1 protein-coding gene is annotated in these 703 nt (G+C 59.2%); it reads right to left on the reverse strand.

What is annotated here, in order from left to right; all coding sequences use genetic code 11:
- The coding region (locus tag TU86_RS22070; RefSeq protein ID WP_048366451.1) for a DUF6531 domain-containing protein at window positions 1-703 on the reverse strand (703 nt) is incomplete at both ends.

Consider the following 703-nt stretch of genomic DNA (forward strand, 5'->3'; position numbering starts at 1 on the left):
TCGCCGTGGCGAACGTAGGTTTCCCTGCGTTCGAAGCCTCGGCAGAGGAGTAAGGAGTTGTCAGTGACGCGGACCAGCGTCAGGTTTTCGATGGCGTCGTAGTGCGCTTCGCCGACGGGTTTCAGGGGGTACTTGTGGTCGCGCCCATCCGCGTCGTGGAACACCAGACCCTTGTCGTGCAGGTCAAAACGGGTGGTGAATTCGTTGATCCAACGGGCGCCGAGCACGCCGTTGTCGTAGGCACTCAGGCGTGAACAGTAGGTGCGTGTCCAGTCAATCGCGAAGGCGCCCGGCAAGTTGAAGTCGGTATGACTGAGGGATTCGGCGCCCAGCGCGAAATTGATGCTGTGAGGTGTATGGGCGCAAGCACAGTTCTTTTGTGGGTTAGCTGCCTGGGTCGCAGGCACTTGTTTTTGGCTGGCTTCAACCTCACCCTCAGCCGCCGTTTTTTTGGCTTGGTTGGTCTCCTTAGGTTTAACACTTGTGCCTTGACCGGGAGCATTGCGTTTGCGCCACAAAGCACTCGCGCTGGACAGGATCAGCAGCAGCCAGCCAATCGAGTATTCAACGTCTTGAGCGGTGAGTTTGTTCAGTTGCGTGCGCAGCTCTGGCCCCATGGCCCGCAGTTGAGCGGTGTGGGTCAGGACCGACTGCTTGATGTCGTCGGGCAGCAGGTGCTGCGTGGCGCTGTTGGCCATGCCTT

It is taken from the genome of Pseudomonas weihenstephanensis (assembly GCF_001043055.1).
Classification (GTDB): Bacteria; Pseudomonadota; Gammaproteobacteria; order Pseudomonadales; family Pseudomonadaceae; genus Aquipseudomonas; species Aquipseudomonas weihenstephanensis.